The sequence below is a fragment of the Massilia sp. LC238 genome (genome assembly GCF_000735635.1).
GTDB lineage: Bacteria > Pseudomonadota > Gammaproteobacteria > Burkholderiales > Burkholderiaceae_D > Telluria > Telluria varians.
Genome location: NZ_JNNN01000080.1, coordinates 68383 through 91928, shown reverse-complemented (window position 1 = coordinate 91928; position 23546 = coordinate 68383). Strand labels below are relative to the sequence as shown.

Below are 23546 nucleotides of genomic sequence, written 5' to 3'. Positions count from 1 at the left end.
CGCGCATCAGGTCGTGAGCGAATTCACCACCAGCTTGCGCTTGCCATTCGGCGCCAGCGGAATATCGCTTTCTTCCTGCAGCGAGATGTCGAAGAAGCCACCCCAGCGGCGCTGCTGGGCGTCCAGCACGAAGGCGCGCTGTTCGTCGTTCAGGCTGCCATGGCGCGGCACCACCGCCAGCGTGATCTCGCCCGCCTTCTTCTGCCGCACCTGGTACAGGCGCACGAAGTCCCAGGTGACCTCGTCGATGACGATCGACAGCCCGGGAATGCGCTTGCCCGACCGGTCGACCAGGTATTCGTGGCCGCGGCCGTCAATGCCCGGGCAGCGGCCATCCGCATCGATCAGGCCGTAATCATTGGTCCGGTAGCGGATCAGCGGCATCACATCGTTCCACAGCGAAGTCCCGACGATCTCGGGACGATCGCCGTCCATGCGGTTCTCGTTCCAGCCATACAGCTGCTGGAACTGGTAATCCGAGGTGCCGCGGTCATCCACCTGCAGGAAGGCCAGATTGGTTCGTTCGGACAACCCATAGTTCAGCGACACCGGCGCACGGAACAGCCGGCGAATCGACGCCAGCTGCGCCGGCGTCGCCGGTTCGGAAGCCAGCAGCACCGCCTTTACTTGCACATCGAGTTCGCGCGAGTCGACCAGCTCGGCCAGCGCCGTCACCGAACTCGGATAGCCATGCACGTACTCGGGCCGGAAGTGCCTGATGGCTTCCACGATGGCGGCCTTGTGCTGCTCATGCACGTGATAGGGCGACAGCATCAGCCGGTTGCCTACCACGCGCGCCGGTTCCTCGTGCGCCAGGCGGCGCGCATCGGCGCCGATGCGCAGGATGCGCGACTTGTCGAAGGAAAAGCCGAGCTTGCCCCATTCATGCGTAAAGAAGGCTTTCTCGATGTCGGCCAGGCGCTTGGTGCGCCACAGGCCGATGCCCTGTCCGGACGAGCCGCCGCTGGTCGCATACATCAGCTTTTGCGGATCGAGCCGGCGGTCGAGGAAATCGCGCTGCTGCGACATCACCTCTTCCTTGGCCAGGAAGGGGAATGCCGCCAGCACGTGCTGCACCGGTTCGTTCTTGGCCTCCTCGATGCTCAGTTTGACGGTGCGCTGGTAATAAGGCACGTGCTCGAGGGCATGGACGAGGATCTTGCGCAGGCGCTGCTGGGCCAGTTCGTTGATGGCAGGTTTGTCCTTCGACAGCATGTCGAGCACGCTGAAGAAGTCCGGGTGGTACAACACACGGCTCGGGATATAGCGGCGCCAGGCGTAATAGGGTTTGGCGAGCAGGTCGTGGATGCTCATGGCCTCACCCGTTGAGTACGCGCTTGAACTCTTCCGGCGACTTGTCGCCCAGCCCCAGCTTGTCCAGGGTCCGGGCCTCGGCGGCAAAGTCGCGGTCCAGCAGGCCGCTGGCGATGACGGTCAGGGCGTCGGCGGTCGGCGTCGGCACCTTCATCAGGCGGCCGATCGAGGACAGCAGCGCCAGGCCCATCGGCACGTCTTCGGTGATGAAACGCGTCTGCAGGGTGGCCGGGCCCTTCGGCCCGCCTTCGCGCGCATAGCGGCGGAACACGGAGATCGAGGGCTGCGACAGGTCTTCTTCGTTGCGGAACTTGCACTCGTCAAAATAGGGCGAGGGCTTGCCCCCGGTGGCTGCGATGACAGCGTTCTTCTCGGCGTCGAGCTTGTACAGCAGGTTCAGCACCGAAGGGGTGAAGGCTTCGCGGTACATCCAGAATTCGCCTTCCGAATGCTCGATGCGGCTGGCCGACAGCAGGGTGCCGATGGTGTGCACGATCAGGTTCGGATTGTGCATGGCGGACTCGACCACATTGGTCCGGGTCGCGACATAGGTCGGGAACAGGCGCGCGGCGCGTTCCAGCCCTTCGGCGGCGCGCTCGCGCGGCAGGAAGGCCAGGGCATTACGCGTGTTGCGGAACAGGACGTTGACGACGCCCGGCTCGACGATGCGCGCGTCGTAGGGCAGGCTTTCGCCTTCCGCCAGCAGGAAGCCTTCCTTCTGCTGGTAGGGCAGGAAGTAGCAGGATCCCATGTAGCCCGGCGCCAGCAGCACCAGCTGGTGCGCCTTCAGGTAGGGGCCGATCAGCTCGGCGATCTCGGCATGGCATTGGGTCTGGGTGGTGATGATGATCGCGTCCGGCGTCTCGGCAAATGCTTCGCCGACATCGCGCGTGGCTAGGGCAATCGACGCCGTGCTGGTTTCGCCGCCTTTGGGATTGCTGATGAGCTTGATCGTGCGGGTCTCGCGCACGGTATCGAAATTCTGGTCGTGCAGCGAGTGCGAGGTTTTCAGCAAGGCGACCCGGTGCCCGTCCTGTGCGAGGATCGCGCCGAGCGCGCATCCCGCATTGCCTGCACCTACCATTAACACATTCATGCGTCCTCCATTCGACCGGCCGGACGGCACGACGCGGCGAGCGTCAGTGCCGGGTTCCGCCAAGAGGCAGCGGCCCGGTCATCGGGTTCATCAAGGCGGCAACAGGATCATGGAACGTCGCGCAAACGCTTCCCAGGAGAAGTCACAATGCCTCTCTGCGTCACCGCACGAATTGGAAATTATCAAATGAGTACCAGTTCCGAATGCTCATCGATGAAATTACGATAAGTTTGTTCAATTGGGAAGTCAACCGAATTCCCGCTTGCGTGCGCCTGCAAGAAGCGTACAGATAACCCAAAAAAGAACACATTTTGCCGACTATTAACAATCTTTAGTGCAACTTTCTGCATGAGGGTCTGGCCGTTGTTTCGCTCTGCAGGCAGGATGGCGACAGGCAGATGAGGAGTAACGCATGGCATTTTTCGTCCGCTCACGCGTATCTTCGTGAAGCACGGTCGCAGGACTGGAAAAGCAGAACCATACACATTTTGTTACACTTTTGCTCATGGTTTGGCCGGCCGACGATTATCTTGTTAACGAGAAAAATTGCGGGGTAGTATATGAACACCTCCCTATGCCCCTGCACATCCATGTCCACTTTGACGTCTTGCGTTTTCTGCTCACTCCCTCAAGAGCGAATCATCGACAGCAACGCATTGGCGATGACGATCCGGGACGTTTATCCCATCTCGCCCGGGCACACATTAATCATTCCAAAGCGCCACGTGGCATCGTTTTTCGAGATCACATCGGAAGAACGAAGCGCAATGCTGAGCCTCCTGGACAAGGCCGCATCGGGCTTGAAGGCCGAGCTCCATCCGGCGGGCTACAACATCGGCATCAACGATGGCGCTGCAGCCGGGCAGACGGTTCCCCATTTGCACATGCATCTCATCCCGCGCTTTGCTGCCGACGTAGCGGACCCGCGCGGCGGAGTCAGATGGGTCATTCCGGAAAAAGCCGATTACTGGAGCAAACCCTAAGTGCTGCCGCCGCCGTCACCGCATGAGCAGCTGGTTTTCCTCGACCATATCCAGCGCCTGTTCGAGGAAGGGGAATTCGTTGCTACCTACAAGTACGCCCTGCTGCATGCGATAACCGAACTGGCAATCGAATTCGGCACCGATAGCGGGGATACGCTCGATCTGTTTCACTCCCAGATCGCGGACAAGTTCCTGGAAGTGTATTGGCGACAAGTCGTTCCCTATCGGGCAAACGACGAGGGCGGCGTACTCATCCAGAACAAAGGCAGGCAGGCCGCCGTCATCGTCCTGTTGCAGGATATCCGTGGCCGTCATGGGACCTTGCCCATGGCGCGCGCTTCTCAAGAATGGCGGGTGGCAGTCAGGGAAACGGTCAGGCTATTGAAAGAGATGCCGCTCTGGCGGCTGCAGATCTTGCGGCGCCAGGAAAGCCGCTTTCTCTATATTCCGGGCGCTGGTCCCTTTATCAGGCTGTTGCCGGGCGTGATGTTCAACCTGCGGCGCTTTCATGGCCTGCTGCAACAGCTCATCCGTGCTGCCTGGACCAGCCATATTCGCAGCAACCCCAAGAACGCTGCCCTGCTTGGCGATCGCGACGACCTCGAAGAAGTCTTGTTCGGAACGGACCGGGCATCGCTGGCACTGGTGAAACCGATCCTCAAGGACCTGCAAGGCGATACCTGCTTCTATTGCCAGCGACGACTTGGCGAGATGGGCGAGGTCGACCATTTCATTGCCTGGTCCCGATACCCGCGCGACCTCGGCCATAATTTTGTGCTGGCACACAGAAGGTGCAACGGTGACAAGCGCGACCTCCTGGCCGCGATCGAGCACCTGGAGAGATGGCGAAACAGGAACGTCGTGCAGGGCGCCACCCTGAAAAGGGAGCTGGAGGGGCAATTCGTCTGCGATGAGCCGACGACACTGCGTGTTGCGCAATGGTCGTATGAGCACGGCTTTGCAGCGTCGTCGCAGTCATGGCAACGCACGGGACAGGTAGTGCCGCTGGATGAAGGATATCGGCGGATTCTTCAGGAACGCTTCCCAACTCCCCCGGATCCGGCGGCAACGGCGGCTTGAGCGACGCCGTTGCTGGTGCGAAGTGGCTCATCACGAGCCACCGTTCGCCGGCGATGATGCCGGAAAAATAAGCGGCCTTGCTTATTCCACCGTCACCGACTTCGCCAGGTTACGCGGCTTGTCCACATCGGTCCCACGTGCCAGTGCCGTGTGATAAGCCAGCAGCTGCAGCGCGGCCACGTGCAGGATCGGCGACAGGTCGCCGTAGTGCTCCGGCAGGCGGATCACGTGCAGGCCGTCGCCCGAGGTGATGCGCGAGTCGACGTCGGCGAACACGTACAGCTGGCCGCCGCGGGCGCGCACTTCCTGCATGTTCGACTTCAGCTTTTCCAGCAGCGCATCGTTCGGTGCGATCGTGACCACCGGCATCTCTTCGGTCACCAGCGCCAGCGGGCCGTGCTTCAGCTCACCCGCCGGGTAGGCTTCGGCGTGGATGTACGAGATTTCCTTGAGCTTCAGTGCGCCTTCCAGGGCGATCGGGTAGTGCATGCCGCGGCCCAGGAACAGCGCGTTTTCCTTGCGCGCGAATTCTTCGGCCCAGGCCATGATCTGCGGCTCCAGCGCCAGCACCGAGCCCAGCGCGACCGGCAGGTGGCGCATCATCTTGAGGTGTTCGGCTTCTTCCGCGTCGCTCAGGCGGCCGTTCACTTGCGCCAGGGTCAGCGTCAGGAGGAACAGCGCGGCCAGCTGGGTGGTGAAGGCCTTGGTCGAGGCCACACCCACTTCGACGCCGGCGCGGGTGATGTAGGCCAGCTTGCACTCGCGCACCATGGCGCTGGTGGAGACGTTGCAGATGGTCAGGGTGTGCGGCATGCCGAGACTGCGCGCATGCTTCAGCGCAGCCAGGGTGTCGGCCGTCTCGCCGCTCTGCGAGATGGTCACGACCAGGGTCTGCGGGTGCGGGACGCTGTCGCGGTAGCGGTATTCGCTGGCGATCTCGACGTTGACAGGAACCTTGGCGATGCATTCGATCCAGTACTTCGCGGTCAGGCCGGCGTAGTAGCTGGTGCCGCAGGCCAGGATCAGCACGCGGTCGATTTCCTTGAACACGCCATAGGCGCCGTCGCCGAACAGTTCCGGCATGATGCCGGTGACGCCCTCGAGGGTGTCGCCGATGACGCGCGGCTGTTCGAAGATTTCCTTCTGCATGTAGTGGCGGTACGGGCCCAGCTCGGCTGCGCCGGTGTGGGCGTGCACGGTTTTCACTTCGCGCTCGACCGGACGGCCGTCGACGTCGACGATCCAGTAGCGCGCCAGCTGCAGGTCGACCACGTCGCCTTCTTCGAGGTAGATGATCTGGTTGGTGGTGCCGGCCAGCGCCATCGCATCCGACGCCACGAAGTTCTCGTTTTCGCCCACGCCGACGATCAGCGGCGAGCCCTGGCGCGCGGCGACCACGCGGTGCGGTTCTTCGCGCGAGAACACGGCGATGGCATAGGCGCCGTGCAGGCGCTTGACGGCCTGCTGGACGGTGTCGAACAGGTCGCCGTTGTACATGTGGTCGACCAGGTGGGCGATGACTTCGGTGTCGGTCTGGCTGGTGAACTCGTAGCCCAGGCCCTTCAGTTCGCTGCGCAGCTCGTCGTGGTTTTCGATGATGCCGTTGTGGACAAGTGCAATGCGCGCATTGTCTTCGCTCGGCGAGAAGTGCGGGTGCGCATTGTGCGAGGCCGGCGCGCCGTGGGTGGCCCAGCGGGTGTGGGCGATGCCGGTAAAGCCGTCCAGATGGGCTTCGCGCACCTGGTCTTCGAGCTCGGCCACGCGCGAGGTGCTGCGCGCACGGGTGAGTTTGCCATCCAGGTGCACGGCCACGCCGCAGGAATCGTAGCCCCGGTATTCGAGACGCTTCAGGCCCTCGAGCAGGACTGGGGTGATATTACGCTTGGCGACAGCGCCGACGATACCGCACATGGTTGGACCTCATCTGAAAGATTTGCAATGAAACGAATCGTAGAGCAACACTGTTGAAATAAGCTTTCAGAATTCCGCATGATTTGATAGATTATTTCATGACCCTTTAATGGCGAAATATTCTTTCATTTCACACAGATTTCTTCATTTTTATTTCATTCGATGTCAGATCAACCACTTCTTGATGAGCTAGATCGTCGCATTCTGAATACACTGCAGGCTGATGCATCGCATACGAATGCGGAGTTGGCGGAACTCGTACACGTCTCACCGCCGACTTGTTTGCGCCGGGTGAAACAGCTGACCGATAGCGGCATCATCGAACGCCAGGTGGCGATCGTGGATCCGGCCAAGGTCGGCGCCCGCCTGAGCGCCATCGTCGAGATCACCCTCGACGTGCAGGCCGCCGAGCGCATGGACGAGTTCGAGGCCCTGGTGGCGCAGGACGCCGCGGTCCTGCAGTGCTACCGGGTCAGCCCCGGGCCGGATTTCGTGCTGATCGTACAGGTTGCGGACATGCCGGCCTATCACGCGCTGGCGCACCGCCTGTTCACGGCGCACGCCAATGTGCGCAACGTGAAAGCCTACTTTTCCACACACCGCTCCAAGTTCGACACCCGGATCGCGGTGTAAGGCTTGTGGATAAGTTTGTGGATTGACACCGGGAGAACCACAGGATAAGCATGTGATTAGCCTGTGTTTTTCCTGTGCCTTTCCTGTGATTAGCCTGTCGAGACCCGGTGGATTACTTCTTCGTTTTCACCGGACGCGACCAGCCTTCGATCGTCATCTGCTTCGGCCGCGAGATGGTCAGCTTGCCCGCTGGCGCATCCTTGGTCAGCGTCGTGCCCGCTCCCAGGGTCGCGCCCTTGCCCACCGTGACCGGCGCCACCAGCTGGCTGTCGCTGCCGATGAAGGCGTCATCCTCGATCACGGTGCGGAACTTGTTGGCGCCGTCGTAGTTGCAGGTGATGGTGCCGGCGCCGATGTTGACGCGCGAACCGACGGTGGCGTCGCCCACGTAGGCCAGATGGTTGGCCTTGCTGTGCGCGGCGACCTGGCTGTTCTTGATCTCGACGAAGTTACCCACATGGACGTCTTCGCCCAGTTCGGTGCCCGGGCGCAGGCGCGCGTAGGGACCGATCTGCGACTTGTCGCCAACCACCGCATCCTCGATGTGGCAGAAGGGCTTGATCTGGGCGCCGGCGCCGATCTTCGCATTCACCAGCACGCAGTGCGGGCCGACCGTCACGCCGTCCGCCAGTTCCACGCGGCCTTCGAACACGCAGCCGACGTCGATCACGACATCGCGGCCGCAGACCAGTTCACCGCGCACGTCGATGCGGGCCGGATCCATCAGGGTCACACCCTTTTCCAGCAGCGCATTGGCGATGTTCAGCTGATGGCGGCGCTCGAGCTCGGCCAGTTGCACCTTGCTGTTGACGCCAGCCACTTCCCACTCGGCGGAAGGCTGGGCCGAGACGACCGGGACGCCGTCGGCGACAGCCTGGGCCACGATATCAGTCAGGTAGTACTCGCCCTGGGCATTGTTGTTCGACAGCGTCGCCAGCCAGCGCTTGAGGTGGGCGGTCGGGATGCACATGATGCCGCTGTTGATTTCGCGGATCGCACGCTCGGCTTCGCTGGCGTCCTTTTCTTCGACGATGCGCACGATGCTGCCGTTCTCGCGTACGATGCGGCCCAGGCCGAAGGGATTGGCCTGCTCGACCGTCAGGATGGCGAGCTTGTCCGTACCGGCGGCCTCGACCAGGCGGCCGAGCGACGCGCTCGTCGTCAGTGGCACGTCGCCGTACAGCACCAGGGTCGGCACGCTCTCGTCCAGCTGGGGAACGGCCTGCATCACCGCATGACCGGTGCCGAGCTGCGGCTGCTGCAGGGCGGTGTCGATCTGGGTGCCGGTCTGCTCGGCCAGCTTGCCCACCATCTCGGGCACCGCTGCGCCTCCATGCCCGTAAATGACGCATAATTTACTCGGCGATAAGCTGCTGGCCGTATCGATGACGTGCCGCAACAGCGGTTTTCCCGCCAGTGGATGCAAGACTTTCGGCAGCGCGGATTGCATGCGCTTTCCCATGCCGGCGGCGAGGATTACAACGTTCATAAAGCCGTCCTCAAATAATTGATAATATGAAAAATTTTATCACGCCGGATACCTTGTTCCGGCGCACCATGACCATATGCCTGATCGTACTGTTCGCCTTCGTTACTGGCTGCAGCTCGGTGCGTTTCACCTATAACCAGGGCGATACCTTACTGTATTGGTGGCTGGATTCCTATGCCGATCTGGAAGGACAGCAGGCCGACATTGCCAAGCGCGACATCGACAAGCTGTTCCAATGGCACCGCCAGACCCAGCTGCGCGACTATGCGGCGCTGCTCGGCACGATGCAGAAGGAACTTGCCGGCAACCCGACCCAGGCCGACCTGATCGGCATCTACAAGGAAATCCGTGTCCGCGGCGAACGGCTGGCGGCCCGCGCCGTGCCGGAAATGACCACGCTCGCACTGTCCATCAAACCGGAGCAGATCGCCGATATCGAGCGCAAATTCATTTCAAAAAACACAGAGTATCGCAAGAAATTTATTGAGGGCAGCACCGAAAAACGCCAGCGTGCACGCTTCAAGAAGGCCATGAGCCAGCTCGAACTGTGGTTCGGCGGTTTCAACAGCGAACAGGAAGCCATCCTGCGCAAGGCGTCCGATGCCCGCCCGCTCGACAGCGACATCTGGCTGGAAGAACGCGTCTGGCGCCAGCGCCGCATCCTCTCCCTGCTGCGCAAGTTTCAGCAAGAAAAGCCGAACCGCGAGCAGGCCGCAGCCCAGATCACGGCGATGCAGCGCGAATTCTTCAACCGCACCGAGTCGCCCGAACGCAAGGCCTTCTACGATAATTATCTCGACCAGACCACGAAGTTCATGCTCACCGCGATCCACATCGCCACGCCGGCGCAGAAGAAGCACGCGCATGAGCGCATGCAGGGCTGGATCAATGACTTCCAGGCGCTGGCTTCCGGCAAGTAGCGCAGCCGAGAAGGCCGGGCAGGGCGGCAGGGTGCTATAGTGCCGCCCATGCAAAAGAAGTCCTCCAAACCCTCCAAACCAGCCCATGGGGCTCCCCGCCTGGCGCCGCGCCAGGTGCGCATCATCGGCGGCGCCTGGAAGCGCGCCCTGCTGCCGGTGCTCGATGCCGAAGGCCTGCGTCCGACCCCGGACCGGGTGCGCGAAACCGTCTTCAACTGGATCAACCACCAGCTCGGCGGCGACTGGGACAGCGCCAGCTTCCTCGACCTGTTTGCCGGCTCCGGCGCCCTCGGCTTCGAAGCGGCCAGCCGCGGCGCGGCCTCGGTCACGATGGTGGACAGCCATGGCGCGGCAACGCGCCAGCTGGAAGCGAACCGCGACAAGCTAAAGGCCGGCAACGTCAAAGTGCTGCGCGCCGACGCGCTGGCGCTGGTGAAAGACCTGGCCGCACGTGGCCAGCGCTTCGACGTGATCTTCCTCGATCCCCCTTACCAGCTGGGCCTGCTCACCCAGATCCTGCCGCTGTGCCCGGCCATCCTGAACGAAGGCGGCCTGGTCTATGCGGAGACGGGCGAAGCCTTGCCGCTGGACGCCGAGCTGCCCGAATGGCTGGCCGGCTGGGATGCGATTCGCGCCGACAAGGCCGGCATGGTCTATTACTACCTGCTGAAATTGAACCAGGTCGATACCTGACGCGCCCTGCGGCAACAAAACCTGCACAAAGATTGGGCAAAAGCCGCCCCAGGCTGGGGCGGCTGCCGGATTTTCAGGCATAATGCGCGTTCTAACAACGAGGGTGTGAAAAACCGGCACGGCAAGGCGCCGAGTCGAAGACAGTACGCTAGTACGGCGAGACGAGGCAACGCCGCCGTGGCGGAATTTTCATACCCTCTGATTCTCCAGGGAGCCGCAATGGTTGTAGCCGTATATCCAGGTACTTTCGATCCGCTCACGCGCGGGCACGAAGACTTAGTGCGCCGTGCATCGGGTTTGTTCGACCGCCTGGTAGTGGGTGTAGCCGACAGCAAGAACAAGAAACCCTTCTTCTCGCTCGACGAGCGCCTGGAAATCGCCAATGAAGTGCTCGGCCATTATCCGAACGTGCAGGTCGAAAGCTTCTCCGGCCTGCTCAAGGATTTCGTGCGCCAGCACGATGCGCGCGTGATCGTGCGCGGCCTGCGCGCGGTGTCCGACTTCGAATACGAGTTCCAGATGGCGGGCATGAACCGCTACCTGCTTCCCGATGTCGAAACCTTGTTTTTGACCCCTTCCGACCAATATCAGTTTATCTCGGGCACCATCGTGCGCGAGATCGCCATGTTGGGCGGCGACGTTTCGAAATTCGTCTTCCCATCGGTAGACCGCTGGCTGCAGAAGAAGATTGCATCCATCAAGGCGGCGCCGGCGGCCTGACCCAGCAATAACCCGCAGCAAGGAACGAGCAAGACCATGGCACTGATGATTACCGACGATTGCATCAACTGCGACGTCTGCGAACCCGAATGCCCCAACGACGCCATCTCGATGGGCGCCGAGTTCTACCAGATCGACCCGCACAAGTGCACCGAGTGCGTCGGCCATTTCGAACAGCCGACCTGCGCGGAGCTGTGCCCGGTCGCCTGCATTCCCCTCAATCCCGAGTGGCGTGAAACGCGCGAGCAATTGCACGCGAAATATGAACGCCTGACTGCCGCCAAGGCAGAGGCCTGATCCCCAAGCCGGCTGTCCTGCCGGCTTTTTTTATTCCTGTAAGTCCCCGGTAACGTGCGCACGCAAGGCGCGCGCCGCCGGTGCTATGCTGGTTTGATGGAGACGCCAGACCACAGCAAGGACGCCCTCCCTTCCGCCTTCCAGGAACACCTGGGCACGGTGGCGGAATTCTATGCGCGGCATAACCAGGACCTGTCTCCGGCACAACGGGCTGTGGAGCGAATCAGCTTCTTCCTCGGAAGCCCGGGCTATGTGGTCGGCAACCTGGTGTTCGTCGTGCTCTGGATCGCCTGGAACCTGGCGGCGCCCGAGCTGGGCTTCGACCAGTGGGACGAGCCGCCATTCTTCTGGCTGCAGGGGCTCATCGCCCTGAATGCCTTCGTGATTTCCACCACCGTGCTGATTCGCCAGAATCGCATGTCCACCCTCGCCAGCCAGCATTCCCACCTCGACCTGCAGGTCAACCTGCTGGCGGAAGAAAAGAACAGCAAGATCATCCGCATGCTGGAAGAACTGCGGCGCGACCTGCCCAACGTCCGCAACAAGTCCGATCCCGAGGCCGAAGAACTGTCCAGACCGACCGATACCGAAGCCGTCCTGTCCATCATCGAAGAGTCCTCCGAGCAGCTCAACTGCGAGCGGAAATAATTTACTGCGTAGGGCTCGTAAAACGCCCTGGGGCGGGGACAGGCGTGCTTTCGCACGTGTTATTACCAATACTCATCCATTTCATGTAATAGAAATTGAATTGTGTGGAACCTCGTACTTCACTCATCAATATGCTGACTTTATGCAGCCAATCTCTGCCAAGTTGCTCTTTTGTGGCCGTGTCGATGCAAGGCTTCGCTTGATGCCGAGCTTGAGGATATCTTGCTTCTTCTCTCGATATTGCGAAGCTAACTTCTTCTATGTGCACCCATTGTTCAATCCTGCAAAAATCTTCTTTCTCTCTATTGTTGACTCTTCGTGAACTTTGTTAAATCAAAACCGCGAGAAAACCTCGGTGACGAAGAGTCACCAGGCGCGCTACGCCGGATGGTCGGCAACGATGCGGGAATGGCCCGGAAAGCGGGAGAGGCGGGGAGAACGGACGAAAAAAAACGCGGCGTCCGGATCGGAGGCCGCGTTCAAACGGAGGAAAACTGGATCAGTGGCGCTTGGCCAGATGGGCTTTCGGCGGGCGCGGGCGCACGGTCAACACGGCGGCGCGGCCGATACCGACGAGCAGCGGACGGAAAAACATGGCAACGCCACCCAGCAGCGCAAGGCCGCTGGCGGCGCGGAGGACCTGGCCGACGGGAACGGCGGCAACGGCGGTCTGGATGAGGGTCAACGAGGCGGACATGATGTGTAAATTGTTCAGTTGCGCACAATATAGTGCGATGCAACATATAAATCTAATTCTGTTCACTGATGACGCTTATGCATTCTGTGAATACTTGAGGTACACTGGGAACACCTTCCGTATTGCCATCAACCAGTTCCCATGAGCTTTCTGACGCTTGACCTGAACCTGCTGCGCGTCTTCGACGCAGTGATGACCGAGCAAAACCTCACCCGCGCCGCCGGGCACCTCGCCATGACCCAGCCGGCGGTCTCGAACGCGATCAAGCGGCTGCGCGAAAGCCTCGGGGACGAACTCCTGATCCGTACCGCCTACGGCGTCAAGCCGACGCCGCGTGCGGAAGCGCTGTGGCCGGCGGTACGCCAGGCGCTGGCCGCGCTGGAAGCGGCCGTGATGCCGGAAACCTTCGACGTGTCGAAGGCCCAGGCGACCTTCCGGATGGCGATGGCCGACGCGACCGCCGCCCTGTGGCTGCCCTCGCTGATGCGTTCGATCGAGCGCGAAGCGCCGGGCGTGAACATCCGCATGGTGCCGCTGACCACGCGCGAACCGCGGCCGATGCTGCTGCGCGGCGACATCGACCTGGCGGTGGGCTTCTTCCCGGGCGTGGCGGCCCAGCTGTCGTACGAGACGGGTTCGCCGATCCGCCATGAGCGCCTGTATTCGGGCGTCTACGTGTGCGTGATGCGCAAGGACCACCCGCTGGCCAAGGAAAAGCTGGACCTCGACACCTATTGCAAGGCCAACCACCTGTTGGTGAGTTTCTCAGGGCGGGCGCACGGCCTGGTCGACGAAGCGCTGGCCCAGATCGGCCGCGAGCGCCGCATCCTGCTGACGGTGAACCAGTTCTTCACGGCGGGGCGGGTAGTGGCGAACTCGGACCTGATCACGGTGCTGCCGAAGCACCTGATGGTCTCGACCGGCATGACCGATGCGCTGGTCTGGCGCGAACTGCCCTTCCAGCTGCCGGCCGTGCACCTGGACATGCTCTGGCACGAGCGCGACGGCCGCAGCCCGGCGCACCGCTGGCTGCGCAAGAACCTGGAAAGTATGGCGGAGAGCGCGGCGCCCAAGACCGGCGCGCGCAAGGTCGTGTAAGCGGCGTTGGCCGGCGGTGCCGGCCAACGCATGTTCAGCGAATCGGCAGCTTGGTCGTGTTCTTGACCTCTTCCATCACCGCATAGGTGTGCGTCTCGCGCACACCCTTCTGCAGCAAGGTCTTGCCGAGGAATTCCCGGTAGGCCGCCATGTCCTTGACGCGCGCCTTGACCAGGTAGTCGAAGCCGCCCGCCACCATGTGGCATTCCAGCACTTCCGGAATCATCTGGACGCTCTGTTTGAATGCATCGAACACCTCGGGAGTGGTACGATCAAGCACCACTTCGATGAACACCAGCAGCGACACATCCAGCAGTTGCGGGTTGAGCTGGGCGGTGTAGCCCATGATGTAGCCGGACTCGTGCAGCTTGCGCACACGCTCCAGGCAGGCGGCAGGAGACAGGTTGACACGCGCCGCCAGCTCGACGTTGCTGATTCGCCCGTCGTTCTGGAGTTCCGCCAGAATTTTCTTACTGATCTTGTCGAGCATGGTCTCTCTCCAGCCATGTAAATATTATTCGGTCAGATTGTCGCACCAAAAACTATCTTTTGCTAGTCTGTCGTAAAAACAGAATTAATCCAGAAGATTTCCTTCTACAATCGAATCATTCCAAAGTATTGCGCAGTACGCCGGCCGCCATTCTCGCGGTGCGGCGTTTTTTGCTGCGCCGAGCCTACGTTTGATTCCTTTTTAGAAGACTCACCATGCACATTGACGCCGCCCTGGCCTCCGCTTTCGTTCCCTTCGATGCACTCCAACGCGAGGTCAAGCAGGACCAGACCCCGCTGCGCGACGCCATCACCGCCGCCTACCGCCGCGATGAAACCGAGGCGGTGCAGTGGCTGCTGGCCCAGGGGGCAAGCGCCAACGCCGACGCCTACATGCTGGCGCACCGCCTGGTCTCGAGCGTGCGCGAGAAGCGCACCCGTTCCTCGGGTGTGGACGCGCTGATGCACGAGTTCTCGCTGTCGTCGGAAGAAGGCGTGGCGCTGATGTGCCTGGCCGAGGCGCTGCTGCGCATCCCGGACAGCGAAACCGCCGACCGCCTCATCGCCGACAAGATCAGCCGCGGCGACTGGAAGAAGCACCTGGGCGAATCGCCTTCGCTGTTCGTGAACGCGGCCACCTGGGGCCTGCTCATCACCGGTAAGCTGGTCTCGACCAATAGCGAGAAGAACCTGGGATCGGCGCTTACCCGCCTGATCGCCAAGGGCGGCGAACCCCTGATCCGCAAGGGCGTCGACATGGCCATGCGCATGCTGGGCAACCAGTTCGTCACCGGCCAGACCATCGAGGAAGCCCTCAAGAACAGCCGCGAGAACGAAACGCGCGGCTACCGCTATTCCTACGACATGCTGGGCGAAGCCGCACTCACCGAAGCGGACGCCAGGAACTACTATGCCTCCTACGAGAGCGCGATCCACGCGATCGGCAAGGCCTCGAACGGCCGCGGCATCAAGGACGGCCCGGGCATCTCGATCAAGCTGTCGGCCCTGCACCCACGCTACAGCCGCGCGCAGTACGCGCGCGTGATGGGCGAGCTGCTGCCGCGCGTGCGCAGCCTGGTCTTGCTGGCCAAGGGGTACAACATCGGCATCAACATCGACGCGGAAGAAGCCGACCGCCTCGAGATCTCGCTCGACATGCTCGAGTCGCTCGCTTTCGACCCTGAACTGGCCGGCTTCGAGGGCATCGGCCTGGTGGTGCAGGCCTACCAGAAGCGCTGCCCCTTCGTGATCGACTTCGTGGTCGACCTGGCCAAGCGCAGCGGCCGCAAGTTCATGGTGCGCCTGGTGAAGGGCGCCTATTGGGACGCCGAGATCAAGCGCGCCCAGGTCGACGGCATGCCGGGCTATCCGGTCTACACCCGCAAGGTGTATACCGACGTCTCCTACCTGACCTGCGCGCGCAAGCTGCTGGCGGCGAGCGACATCATCTACCCGCAGTTCGCCACCCACAATGCGCACTCGCTGTCGGTGATCTACACCTGGGCCAAGGCCGACGGTGTCAAGAACTACGAATTCCAGTGCCTGCACGGCATGGGCGAGACCCTGTACGACCAGGTCGTCGGCTCGGACAAGCTGGACAAGGCCTGCCGCATCTATGCGCCGGTCGGCTCGCACGAAACCCTGCTGGCCTATCTGGTGCGCCGCCTGCTGGAAAACGGCGCCAACTCGTCCTTCGTGAACCAGATCGTGGACGAGAAGGTGGCCATCGACACCCTGCTGGCCGATCCCTTCGAGCAGGCGCGCGCCGCCGGCGGCAAGCCGCACCCGGCCATCGCCCTGCCGCTGCAGCTGTTCGGCGCCGAGCGCAAGAACTCGAGCGGCCTGGACCTGGTCAACGAACACATCTTGAGCACGACCGCAGAAGGCCTGGCCAAGCAGCGCCAGCACAACGCGATGCCGCTGATCGCCGGCCCGGTGGAAGCGAGTGACACCGCCAAGGTCGTCAACCCGGCCATGTCGAGCGACGTCGTCGGCCAGGTGCAGGAAGCCACGCGCGCCGATGTCGACACCGCGCTGGCCGCGGCTGCCGCCTTCGCCGGCGAATGGGAAGCGACAGGTGTCGAGACCCGTGCCGCGATCCTCGAGCGTACTGCCGACCTGTTCGAACAGAACGGCACCGAACTGATGGCGCTGGCCGTGCGCGAAGCTGGTAAATCGCTGCCGAACGCGATCGCCGAACTGCGCGAAGCGGTCGACTTCCTGCGCTATTACGCGGTCGAGATCCGCGCATCGAAAGCGGAAGGTGCGCTCGGTCCCGTGACGTGCATCAGCCCATGGAACTTCCCGCTGGCGATCTTCACCGGCCAGGTGGCCGCCGCGCTGGCGGCCGGCAACGTGGTGCTGGCCAAGCCGGCCGAGCAGACCCCGCTGATCGCGCACCGCGCGGTCGAGCTGTTCCTGGAAGCCGGCTGCCCGCGCGCCGCGCTGCAGCTGCTGCCGGGTCGCGGCGAAGTGGTCGGCGCCGCCCTGACCTCGGACTCGCGTGTGAAAGGCGTGATCTTCACCGGCTCCACCGAAGTGGCGCAGCTGATCAACCGTACCCTCGCCAAGCGCGCCGAACAGGAAGGCATCGATATTCCGCTGGTGGCCGAAACCGGTGGCCAGAATGCGCTGATCGTGGATTCCTCGGCGCTGCCGGAGCAGGTGGTGCAGGACGTGCTGTCCTCGGCCTTCGACTCGGCCGGCCAGCGCTGCTCGGCGCTGCGCGTGCTGTTCCTGCAGGAAGACATCGCCGACAAGACCGTCACCATGCTCAAGGGCGCGATGCTGGAACTGCGCGTCGGCTCGCCGGACCGCCTGGCCACCGACATCGGCCCGGTGATCGACAGCGAAGCCCAGCGCAACCTGCTGGCCCACATCGAACGCATGCGCGCCACCGCGCGCAGCCATTTCGCGCTCGAGCTGCCGGACAGCGTGAACAATGCCGGCACTTTCGTGCCCCCGACCGTGCTGGAAATCGGCTCGATGGCCGAACTCAAGCATGAAGTCTTCGGCCCGGTGCTGCACATCGTGCGCTACCGCCGTGCCGACCTGCCGAAGGTGGTCGACACCATCAACGCCACCGGCTACGGCCTGACCCTGGGCGTGCATTCGCGCATCGACGAGACCATCGACTTCATCGTCTCACGCGCCCATGTCGGCAACATCTACGTGAACCGCAACATCGTCGGCGCGGTCGTGGGCGTGCAGCCCTTCGGCGGCGAAGGCAAATCGGGCACCGGTCCGAAGGCCGGCGGTCCGCTCTACCTGAAGCGCCTGCAACGCCGGGTGGCGCCGCTCATGGAACACAGCCGTGTCTTCGATGCGGGCCTGGATGCCTTGCTCGGCTGGCTGCGCAACAACGGCCATGCGGATGTCGCAACGCTGGCGCAAGGCTACGGCCGCACTGCGCTCAACGGTGTCGAGATCGCCCTGCCGGGTCCGACCGGCGAGCGCAATACCCTGGCCTTCACGCCGCGCGGCACCGTGCTGTGCGCGCCGAAGACGGCTGCCGGCCTGCTCAACCAGCTGGCGGCCAGCCTCGCCAACGGCAACCGCGCGCTGGTGCTGGCCGCGCCGGATTTGATCCCGACCAATCTGCCGGCCCTGGTCAAGGAGCGCGTGCGCTTCATCGGAGACGATGAAATCGACGCCAGCGAGTTCCAGATCGCGCTGCTGGAAGCGGGCCTGGTCGGTTCGCTGCGCAGCAAGCTGGCGGCGCGGCCCGGGGCCATCGTCGGCATTGTCGACACGGGCGCCAGCGAGCCGGTCGCCCTGTGGCGGCTGGTGGCGGAAAGGGCGGTGTGCGTCAACACCACCGCGGCTGGCGGCAACGCAAGCCTGATGACGCTGGGAGTGTAATCATCAAGGGAGCGCAAGCTCCCTTTTTTTTGCAGCAGGAGTAGCGTAGTAGCCGTAGCTTCACATTCTTATAAATCTTGGAGGCAGACATGCTTGTTGGCGTACCAAAGGAAATCAAGAATCACGAGTACCGTGTCGGGATGACCCCACCCTCGGTGCGCGAGCTGACGTCACGCGGCATCGGCGTCATCGTGCAGCAGGGCGCCGGCGAGCAGATCGGGCTTTCGGACGAGCAGTACATGGCGGCCGGCGCCAGCATGGTGGCCAGCGCCGGCGAAGTCTTCGCGCGTGCCGACATGATCGTCAAGGTCAAGGAGCCGCAGCCTCTCGAGTGCGCGATGCTGCGCGAAGGGCAGGTCCTCTACACCTACCTGCACTTGGCGCCGGATCCCGAACAGACCGCCGCCCTGGTGAAATCCGGCGCGGTCTGCATCGCCTATGAAACCATCACCGGCCCGGGCGGCGGCCTGCCGCTGCTGGCGCCGATGAGCGAAGTGGCCGGCCGCATGGCGATCCAGGCCGGCGCCACGCACCTGGAGAAATCCAGGGGCGGCATGGGCCTGCTGCTGGGCGGCGTGCCGGGTGTGGCGGCAGGCCACGTGGTGATCATCGGCGCCGGCGTGGTCGGCACCAATGCGCTGCAGATGGCGGTCGGCACCGGCGCGCGCGTGACGGTGCTCGACAAGAACGTCGACCGCCTGCGCCAGCTGGACCTAGTCTACGGCAACCGCATTTCCACGCTCTATTCCAACGCGCATGCGATCGAGGAAGCGGTGCTGGACGCCGACCTGGTGATCGGCGGCGTGCTGGTGCCGGGCGCCGCAGCGCCCAAGCTGGTCACCCGCGACATGATCGCGCGCATGAAGAAGGGCGCGGTGGTAGTGGACGTGGCGATCGACCAGGGCGGCTGCTTCGAGACCTCGCACCCGACCACCCATGCCGACCCGACCTTTGTCGTCGACGGCGTGATCCACTACTGCGTGGCGAACATGCCGGGCGCGGTGGCGCGCACCTCCACCTTCGCGCTCAACAACGCGACCATCGGCCACGCCGTGGCGCTGGCCACCAAGGGCTGGCGCCAGGCCCTGTCGAACGACGTCCACCTGCGCAACGGCCTGAATGTCTGCCAGGGCAAGGTCACCTACGAAGCCGTGGCCCGGGACCTGCAATACGACTACGTGCCGGCCGAATCGCTGCTGGGCTAGAGCGGCCTGCTCGCCAGGTCCCGGCATACCCGCCGGGTGATATGGAAAGCGTACTGCGCGGCCACCGATTTCACGAATCGCATGAAATCGGTGGCCGCGTTTTCATTGGCGTTGTCGGACACGGTGCGTATCACGGCGCAGGGCACGCCCAGCTCGTAGCACACCTGCGCCACCGCGGCGCCTTCCATTTCGACCGCCACCAGGCCGGGAAGGGCCTCGTTGAGCGCATTCAGGCGCAGGCGCTCGCTCATGAACTGGTCGCCGCTCGCCACCAGGCCGCGGTGCACGCGCGGCTGCGCCAGGCGAAATTCCCGCCGCTCGCCCTCACTGATCGCGCTGTTCAGATCCTGCTCGAGGAAGTCATGGGCGGCGCGCGACAGGCGCAGCGACAGCTGCAGGTCCGGCTGGAAGTGCGTCAGGCCGGTGAGCGGCACCTCGAAACGGGGAAACAGCGGGCTCGCATCCATGTCGTGCTGGACCAGGGCTTCCGCGACCACGATATCGCCGACTTGCACCGTTTTGTCCCCGGCGCCGGCCACGCCGGTAAAGAGGATGTGGGTAACTCCGAACTTTTCCACAAGGCTTGTGGCAGTCATCGCAGCCGCAACCTTGCCAATTCGCGATAGAACGCACACAGCGTCGATTTCCCACAGCGTCCCTGCCCAGTAATCACGCATGCCATGGATGAGCTTGGCGGGCCCTTGCATGGCTTCTACGAGGCCCTGCTGTTCTTCGTACAGCGCGCTGATGATCCCCAGTCGCATGTTTTTCCTTGTTTTTATTGCGTTTTTGTTATGAAAGCAGCTTGCGGAAGTAGACCACCCGCTCGGTTTCCTCGAATCCAAGCGCACGGTGCATGGCATGGCTGCTCGTATTGTCGAGCAGGGCATCGGACGCCATCTCGGTGCAGCCCTGTTCCTTGACCCATCGCTGCGCAATGTTCACCAGCATGGCAGCGATGCCCTGCTGGCGGAAGCCTGGGGCGACGTACAAGCCTTCCAGGAAGCCGACAGGAGACGAGTCGGTGCCGTTCACGTAATCGCTGCGCAGCGCCACTTCGACCAGTCCCTGGGGCTCTCCAAGGCTGGAATACGCGACGAACTGTGCATAACGGTCGGGTTGTGCACACAGTTCCTGCATTTCCTGCAGGTGTACAGCGCGATCCGCAGGCCATAAGGCCATGCGCAGCTGCAGCCAGCCGGCTTGTTCAGGGCTTGTACACGGTTTGATCGAGCTCATGAGGCTGCCAATTCTTACGCTTGAGTGTCCATTTTGCTTGTCTTACGAGCTAGAGGCCAGTGAAAACCTGGTTTTACCGGCTTTTCCGGGCGCGCAGCACTTCACGGTATTAGTTAACTAAAGTTTGTATACAAACTGGTAGTAGATAGTAAACGCGGCCTCTTCTGTTGATAACTCAGGTTTACTCCACAGCATCAATGACTTGCAGACGCGTTTACCGGCTGAACAAAGGCTGTGTGGAGTTTGAACGAAACGTGGACAGTTTTTGGGCGAAGCAGGAATTGCAGCGTTCTGCACATCCGATCCTGTGGATATACATCGACTTTTCCACAGTCGCGTCGTCAACATTGCTTTGAGAAGCGGTTTGGCAGGCAATTTGCAGCAAGCGGTGGTGCAGGACCGATCCTGGCTGATGGTGTTGGCCAGCGAATGGCAAACCGTGCTGGTTGTCGACAGGTTTCCAGGCTCGGCGCTGTCGCGGCTGGATTCGCGCTGCTGGTTTTGTTGTTGTAGTAAACAAGTTTGTATACAAACTGGTAGTAATAGTAAACGCGCAATCCATTGTGGATAACAAGGGTTTTCTCCACAACGTCAATGGTTTACGGTCGCGTTAACCTGCTGTACAAGGCTTGTTTTTGAACTGGAGGAAACTTGGACAGAATGTTGGCTGACCGGCTTAAGTGGCTGTTCTGCACATTCGATCCTGTGGATATCCCAGCTGTTTTCCACAGATGAGTTCAAAAATCGGGGATTTTGCAGGCCAGAAGGGCGAACCAGGTGGTCTGGGGCGTTTTCGGGCTGCCGATGCGCGTGAACCTGCCAGCAGGATCGGCAGGTGGCTTCCGGGATGTGGTCTCGCGCTGAACGAGGTTCGCAGTTGAAGCTTGCGACCAGATTTTGCATTCAGGACTTCAGCTGGCATGAGCCTATGTCCGTCACTGTGTTTCGGGGTTGTCGGCAGACGGCGATGCAGGCTAAAAAAATTTCGAAAAAATTTCTACAGGTTTACAACCAAAGTTTGTATACAACGGTAGTAGTAGTGGTTAACGACGGTCCCAGCTTGTGGACAACACGGTTAACGCCCGGAAAATCATTGGTTTAGCGAGCGCATAAGGCAGTGCATCAATCGCGCGCGAAGGCTGCCTGAAAACTGGACAAGTTTTTGACCACCCCCTAGACACTCCGGTTCTGCACAAATCAGGCCTGTGGATATCAAGAGGCTTATCCACAGGGGGCCCTAGACTTCCGTTTACGATCTGGTAAGCTTGCCTCAACGAATGACGAACGGAGGCCTTGGTGGATCTCGACGCGCTGTCCCGTAAGCCCTTGCCACGTGAGCCGAAGTGCGGCGGTTCGCGTTCGCTCCGCCATGAGGAGCGTGGCGAGTGCGGCAATGGCAGCGGCGTGCGGGAACGCTAGCCTTGGAATCGGCCGGCGAGTACGACTACATCATCGTCGGCGGCGGCACGTCCGGCTGTGTGCTGGCCAACCGGCTGAGCCGTAACCCGAGGATCGAGGTCCTGCTGGTGGAGGCGGGCGGCCGTGACGATTACATGTGGATCCACATCCCGGTCGGCTACCTGCATTGCATCGGCAATCCGCGCACGGACTGGCTGCTGCGCACCGAGGCCGATCCCGGCCTGCACGGACGGGCGCTGATCTACCCGCGGGGCAAGGTGCTGGGCGGCAGTTCATCGATCAACGGCATGATCTACATGCGCGGCCAGCCGGCGGATTACGCGCGCTGGGGCGACGTGACCGGCGACGATTCCTGGCGCTGGAAGAGCGTGCTGCCGCTGTTCAAGCGCAGCGAAGACCACTACCTGGGGGCGAGCGAACTGCATGGCGCCGGCGGCGAATGGCGTGTCGAAAAGCAGCGGCTGTCATGGCAGATCCTCGACGCGTTTCGTGAAGCGGCAGCCGAAACCGGCATTCCGAAGATCGATGATCTGAACGCCGGCCGCGGCGAAGGTTCGGCCTATTTCGAGGTCAACCAGCGGCGCGGTATCCGCCTGAATACGGCGAAAGCCTTCCTGAAACCGGCGGCGAAACGGCCCAACCTGACCATCATGACCGGCTGCCACGTCGAGCGCCTGCTGTGCGAAGACACGGCGCAGGGCAAGGTCTGCACCGGCGTCCAGTTCACCGGCGCTGGACAAGCCTACACGGCGACGGCACACCGCGAAACCCTGCTGGCGGCGGGGGCGGTGGGTTCGCCGCAGATCCTGCAGCTGTCCGGCATCGGGGCAGCGGAGGAACTCCAGCGCCACGGCATCGCGCCGGTGGCGGACCTGCCAGGCGTCGGCGCCAACCTGCAGGACCACCTGCAGCTGAGCATGATCTTCAAGGTCCAGGGCGTGAGCACCCTGAACACGCGCGCCACCAACTGGTTCGGCAAGACGCTCATTGGACTGGAGTATGCGTTCTTTCGAAGCGGGCCGATGTCGATGGCGCCCTCGCAACTGGGCGCCTTCGCCAGGTCGTCGCCGGACCTGGCGGCGCCGAATCTGCAGTACCACGTCCAGCCCCTGTCGCTGGACAAGTTCGGCGATCCGCTGCACCGCTTCCCGGCCTTTACAGCCAGCGTGTGCAACCTGCAGCCCACTTCACGCGGGCATGTCCGCATCGCTTCCGGCGACAGCTACGCGCCGCCCAGGATCACGCCGAACTACCTGAGTACCGAGGCCGACCGCACAACCGCCGCCGCGGCGCTGGCGCTGACGCGCCGCATCGTGGCTGCGCCGGCCCTGGCGAAATACCGCCCCGAAGAGTTCATGCCCGGCCCGCAATACCAGAGCGAGGAGGAACTGGCGCACGCGGCAGGGCTGGTCGGCACCACGATTTTCCATCCGGTCGGCACCTGCCGCATGGGCAAGGAGAACGATCCGCTGGCCGTGGTCGACAGCCGCCTGCGGGTGCGCGGCGTGGGGAAACTGCGCGTCGTCGATGCCTCGATCATGCCTTTCATCACCTCCGGGAACACCAATTCCCCGACCATCATGATTGCGGAAAAGGCCGCCCAGGACATCCTCGGCGACCAGGCTTGAAGCAGGCTCGTGCAAAAACGCACACCCGGCTTGCGCTGATATGGCGCATCTCACCTCCGCACGCCAGCCCGGCCGTATTGTGAGCGCCAGGGCTTGTATGTATCATCAGGCAAGTAGTCCTCGCAA

General features: G+C 62.4%; 21 protein-coding genes. 12 read left to right on the top strand and 9 right to left on the bottom strand.

All coding sequences use genetic code 11. The annotated features are described in order from the left end of the window. Positions 1-6 precede the first annotated feature (6 nt). The 3 genes from FG94_RS23805 to FG94_RS27475 form a co-directional block, all read right to left on the bottom strand. The gene (locus FG94_RS23805) at positions 7-1314 is read right to left on the bottom strand and encodes an AMP-binding protein (protein ID WP_036216861.1); all 1308 of its coding nucleotides are present in this window, start codon (positions 1312-1314) and stop codon (positions 7-9) included. A 4-nt stretch (positions 1315-1318) separates the two neighbouring features. Then, positions 1319-2410, bottom strand: coding sequence for an NAD/NADP-dependent octopine/nopaline dehydrogenase family protein (locus tag FG94_RS23800; RefSeq protein WP_027864674.1), 1092 nt, complete (start codon positions 2408-2410; stop codon positions 1319-1321). A 182-nt stretch (positions 2411-2592) separates the two neighbouring features. Continuing rightward, on the bottom strand, positions 2593-2844 hold the full coding sequence (locus FG94_RS27475) for a hypothetical protein (RefSeq protein WP_152571092.1): 252 nt from the start codon (positions 2842-2844) through the stop codon (positions 2593-2595). Between the two features lie 156 nt (positions 2845-3000). Between FG94_RS27475 and FG94_RS23795 the strand changes: the two genes are divergently transcribed. Both FG94_RS23795 and FG94_RS23790 read left to right on the top strand, forming a co-directional pair. Further along, on the top strand, positions 3001-3393 hold the full coding sequence (locus FG94_RS23795) for an HIT family protein (protein WP_036216859.1): 393 nt from the start codon (positions 3001-3003) through the stop codon (positions 3391-3393). Then, positions 3394-4473 (top strand): HNH endonuclease, encoded by a 1080-nt coding sequence (locus tag FG94_RS23790; protein WP_051997046.1) that lies wholly within the window; start codon positions 3394-3396, stop codon positions 4471-4473. A gap of 81 nt (positions 4474-4554) precedes the next feature. Here the strand turns inward: FG94_RS23790 and glmS are convergent, their stop codons facing one another. Next, complete coding sequence (gene glmS / locus FG94_RS23785) at positions 4555-6384, bottom strand: glutamine--fructose-6-phosphate transaminase (isomerizing) (RefSeq protein ID WP_036216858.1); 1830 nt, start codon at positions 6382-6384, stop codon at positions 4555-4557. A 162-nt stretch (positions 6385-6546) separates the two neighbouring features. Here glmS and FG94_RS23780 point away from each other — a divergent pair, with 162 nt between their 5' ends. Continuing rightward, positions 6547-7017 (top strand): Lrp/AsnC family transcriptional regulator, encoded by a 471-nt coding sequence (locus tag FG94_RS23780; RefSeq protein ID WP_036216857.1) that lies wholly within the window; start codon positions 6547-6549, stop codon positions 7015-7017. Between the two features lie 112 nt (positions 7018-7129). Here the strand turns inward: FG94_RS23780 and glmU are convergent, their stop codons facing one another. Continuing rightward, positions 7130-8506: a bifunctional UDP-N-acetylglucosamine diphosphorylase/glucosamine-1-phosphate N-acetyltransferase GlmU gene (glmU, locus tag FG94_RS23775; RefSeq protein ID WP_036216854.1), complete on the bottom strand. Its 1377-nt coding sequence runs from the start codon at positions 8504-8506 to the stop codon at positions 7130-7132. 26 nt (positions 8507-8532) lie between these two features. On the opposite strand from glmU, the gene FG94_RS23770 reads away from it, so the two are divergent. The 5 genes from FG94_RS23770 (at position 8533) to FG94_RS23750 (ending at position 11784) form a co-directional block, all read left to right on the top strand. Beyond that, a complete protein-coding gene (locus tag FG94_RS23770; protein ID WP_081926158.1) occupies positions 8533-9426 on the top strand; it encodes a DUF6279 family lipoprotein in 894 nt (297 codons plus the stop codon). A gap of 48 nt (positions 9427-9474) precedes the next feature. Then, entirely contained in the window at positions 9475-10119 is a 645-nt protein-coding gene (rsmD, locus tag FG94_RS23765) for a 16S rRNA (guanine(966)-N(2))-methyltransferase RsmD (protein WP_036216853.1), read from the top strand. 219 nt (positions 10120-10338) lie between these two features. Next, a complete protein-coding gene (gene coaD, locus FG94_RS23760) occupies positions 10339-10839 on the top strand; it encodes a pantetheine-phosphate adenylyltransferase (RefSeq protein ID WP_036216852.1) in 501 nt (166 codons plus the stop codon). Between the two features lie 36 nt (positions 10840-10875). Beyond that, entirely contained in the window at positions 10876-11136 is a 261-nt protein-coding gene (locus FG94_RS23755) for a YfhL family 4Fe-4S dicluster ferredoxin (RefSeq protein ID WP_036216851.1), read from the top strand. Positions 11137-11232: 96 nt separating this feature from the next. After that, positions 11233-11784: a DUF1003 domain-containing protein gene (locus FG94_RS23750; protein WP_051997045.1), complete on the top strand. Its 552-nt coding sequence runs from the start codon at positions 11233-11235 to the stop codon at positions 11782-11784. A 499-nt stretch (positions 11785-12283) separates the two neighbouring features. Here FG94_RS23750 and FG94_RS23745 read toward each other — a convergent pair whose 3' ends face one another. Further along, positions 12284-12481 (bottom strand): hypothetical protein, encoded by a 198-nt coding sequence (locus FG94_RS23745; protein WP_036216849.1) that lies wholly within the window; start codon positions 12479-12481, stop codon positions 12284-12286. 141 nt (positions 12482-12622) lie between these two features. Here FG94_RS23745 and FG94_RS23740 point away from each other — a divergent pair, with 141 nt between their 5' ends. After that, on the top strand, positions 12623-13579 hold the full coding sequence (locus tag FG94_RS23740; RefSeq protein ID WP_027864665.1) for a LysR family transcriptional regulator: 957 nt from the start codon (positions 12623-12625) through the stop codon (positions 13577-13579). A 34-nt stretch (positions 13580-13613) separates the two neighbouring features. On the opposite strand, the gene FG94_RS23735 is transcribed toward FG94_RS23740, so the two are convergent. Beyond that, entirely contained in the window at positions 13614-14069 is a 456-nt protein-coding gene (locus FG94_RS23735) for an Lrp/AsnC ligand binding domain-containing protein (protein ID WP_005664065.1), read from the bottom strand. 215 nt (positions 14070-14284) lie between these two features. On the opposite strand from FG94_RS23735, the gene putA reads away from it, so the two are divergent. Next, on the top strand, positions 14285-17929 hold the full coding sequence (gene putA / locus FG94_RS23730) for a trifunctional transcriptional regulator/proline dehydrogenase/L-glutamate gamma-semialdehyde dehydrogenase (RefSeq protein WP_036216848.1): 3645 nt from the start codon (positions 14285-14287) through the stop codon (positions 17927-17929). Between the two features lie 89 nt (positions 17930-18018). Then, positions 18019-19134 carry an alanine dehydrogenase gene (ald, locus tag FG94_RS23725; protein WP_036216846.1) on the top strand — a complete coding sequence of 372 codons (1116 nt, stop codon included), beginning with the start codon at positions 18019-18021 and terminating at the stop codon, positions 19132-19134. Here the strand turns inward: ald and FG94_RS23720 are convergent. Together FG94_RS23720 and aac(6') are read right to left on the bottom strand one after the other, a co-directional pair. Next, positions 19131-19898, bottom strand: coding sequence for a 5'-methylthioadenosine/adenosylhomocysteine nucleosidase (locus tag FG94_RS23720; RefSeq protein WP_036216845.1), 768 nt, complete (start codon positions 19896-19898; stop codon positions 19131-19133). The genes ald and FG94_RS23720 overlap by 4 nt on opposite strands. A gap of 28 nt (positions 19899-19926) precedes the next feature. Next, positions 19927-20373 carry an aminoglycoside 6'-N-acetyltransferase gene (gene aac(6') / locus FG94_RS23715; protein ID WP_036216844.1) on the bottom strand — a complete coding sequence of 149 codons (447 nt, stop codon included), beginning with the start codon at positions 20371-20373 and terminating at the stop codon, positions 19927-19929. 1421 nt (positions 20374-21794) lie between these two features. On the opposite strand from aac(6'), the gene FG94_RS23710 reads away from it, so the two are divergent. After that, positions 21795-23420: a GMC family oxidoreductase gene (locus FG94_RS23710; protein WP_036216842.1), complete on the top strand. Its 1626-nt coding sequence runs from the start codon at positions 21795-21797 to the stop codon at positions 23418-23420. Positions 23421-23546: the final 126 nt, after the last annotated feature.

Coding starts and splice junctions, on each gene's coding strand:
- FG94_RS23805 (WP_036216861.1), bottom strand. CDS start 1,314: ATGAGCATCCACGACCTGCTCGCCAAACCCTATTACGCCTGGCGCCGC.
- FG94_RS23750 (WP_051997045.1), top strand. CDS start 11,233: ATGGAGACGCCAGACCACAGCAAGGACGCCCTCCCTTCCGCCTTCCAG.
- glmS (WP_036216858.1), bottom strand. CDS start 6,384: ATGTGCGGTATCGTCGGCGCTGTCGCCAAGCGTAATATCACCCCAGTC.
- putA (WP_036216848.1), top strand. CDS start 14,285: ATGCACATTGACGCCGCCCTGGCCTCCGCTTTCGTTCCCTTCGATGCA.
- rsmD (WP_036216853.1), top strand. CDS start 9,475: ATGCAAAAGAAGTCCTCCAAACCCTCCAAACCAGCCCATGGGGCTCCC.
- FG94_RS23800 (WP_027864674.1), bottom strand. CDS start 2,410: ATGAATGTGTTAATGGTAGGTGCAGGCAATGCGGGATGCGCGCTCGGC.
- coaD (WP_036216852.1), top strand. CDS start 10,339: ATGGTTGTAGCCGTATATCCAGGTACTTTCGATCCGCTCACGCGCGGG.
- FG94_RS23780 (WP_036216857.1), top strand. CDS start 6,547: ATGTCAGATCAACCACTTCTTGATGAGCTAGATCGTCGCATTCTGAAT.
- FG94_RS23755 (WP_036216851.1), top strand. CDS start 10,876: ATGGCACTGATGATTACCGACGATTGCATCAACTGCGACGTCTGCGAA.
- FG94_RS23770 (WP_081926158.1), top strand. CDS start 8,533: ATGAAAAATTTTATCACGCCGGATACCTTGTTCCGGCGCACCATGACC.
- glmU (WP_036216854.1), bottom strand. CDS start 8,506: ATGAACGTTGTAATCCTCGCCGCCGGCATGGGAAAGCGCATGCAATCC.
- FG94_RS23795 (WP_036216859.1), top strand. CDS start 3,001: ATGTCCACTTTGACGTCTTGCGTTTTCTGCTCACTCCCTCAAGAGCGA.
- FG94_RS23720 (WP_036216845.1), bottom strand. CDS start 19,898: ATGCGACTGGGGATCATCAGCGCGCTGTACGAAGAACAGCAGGGCCTC.
- FG94_RS23745 (WP_036216849.1), bottom strand. CDS start 12,481: ATGTCCGCCTCGTTGACCCTCATCCAGACCGCCGTTGCCGCCGTTCCC.
- ald (WP_036216846.1), top strand. CDS start 18,019: ATGCTTGTTGGCGTACCAAAGGAAATCAAGAATCACGAGTACCGTGTC.
- FG94_RS23735 (WP_005664065.1), bottom strand. CDS start 14,069: ATGCTCGACAAGATCAGTAAGAAAATTCTGGCGGAACTCCAGAACGAC.
- FG94_RS23740 (WP_027864665.1), top strand. CDS start 12,623: ATGAGCTTTCTGACGCTTGACCTGAACCTGCTGCGCGTCTTCGACGCA.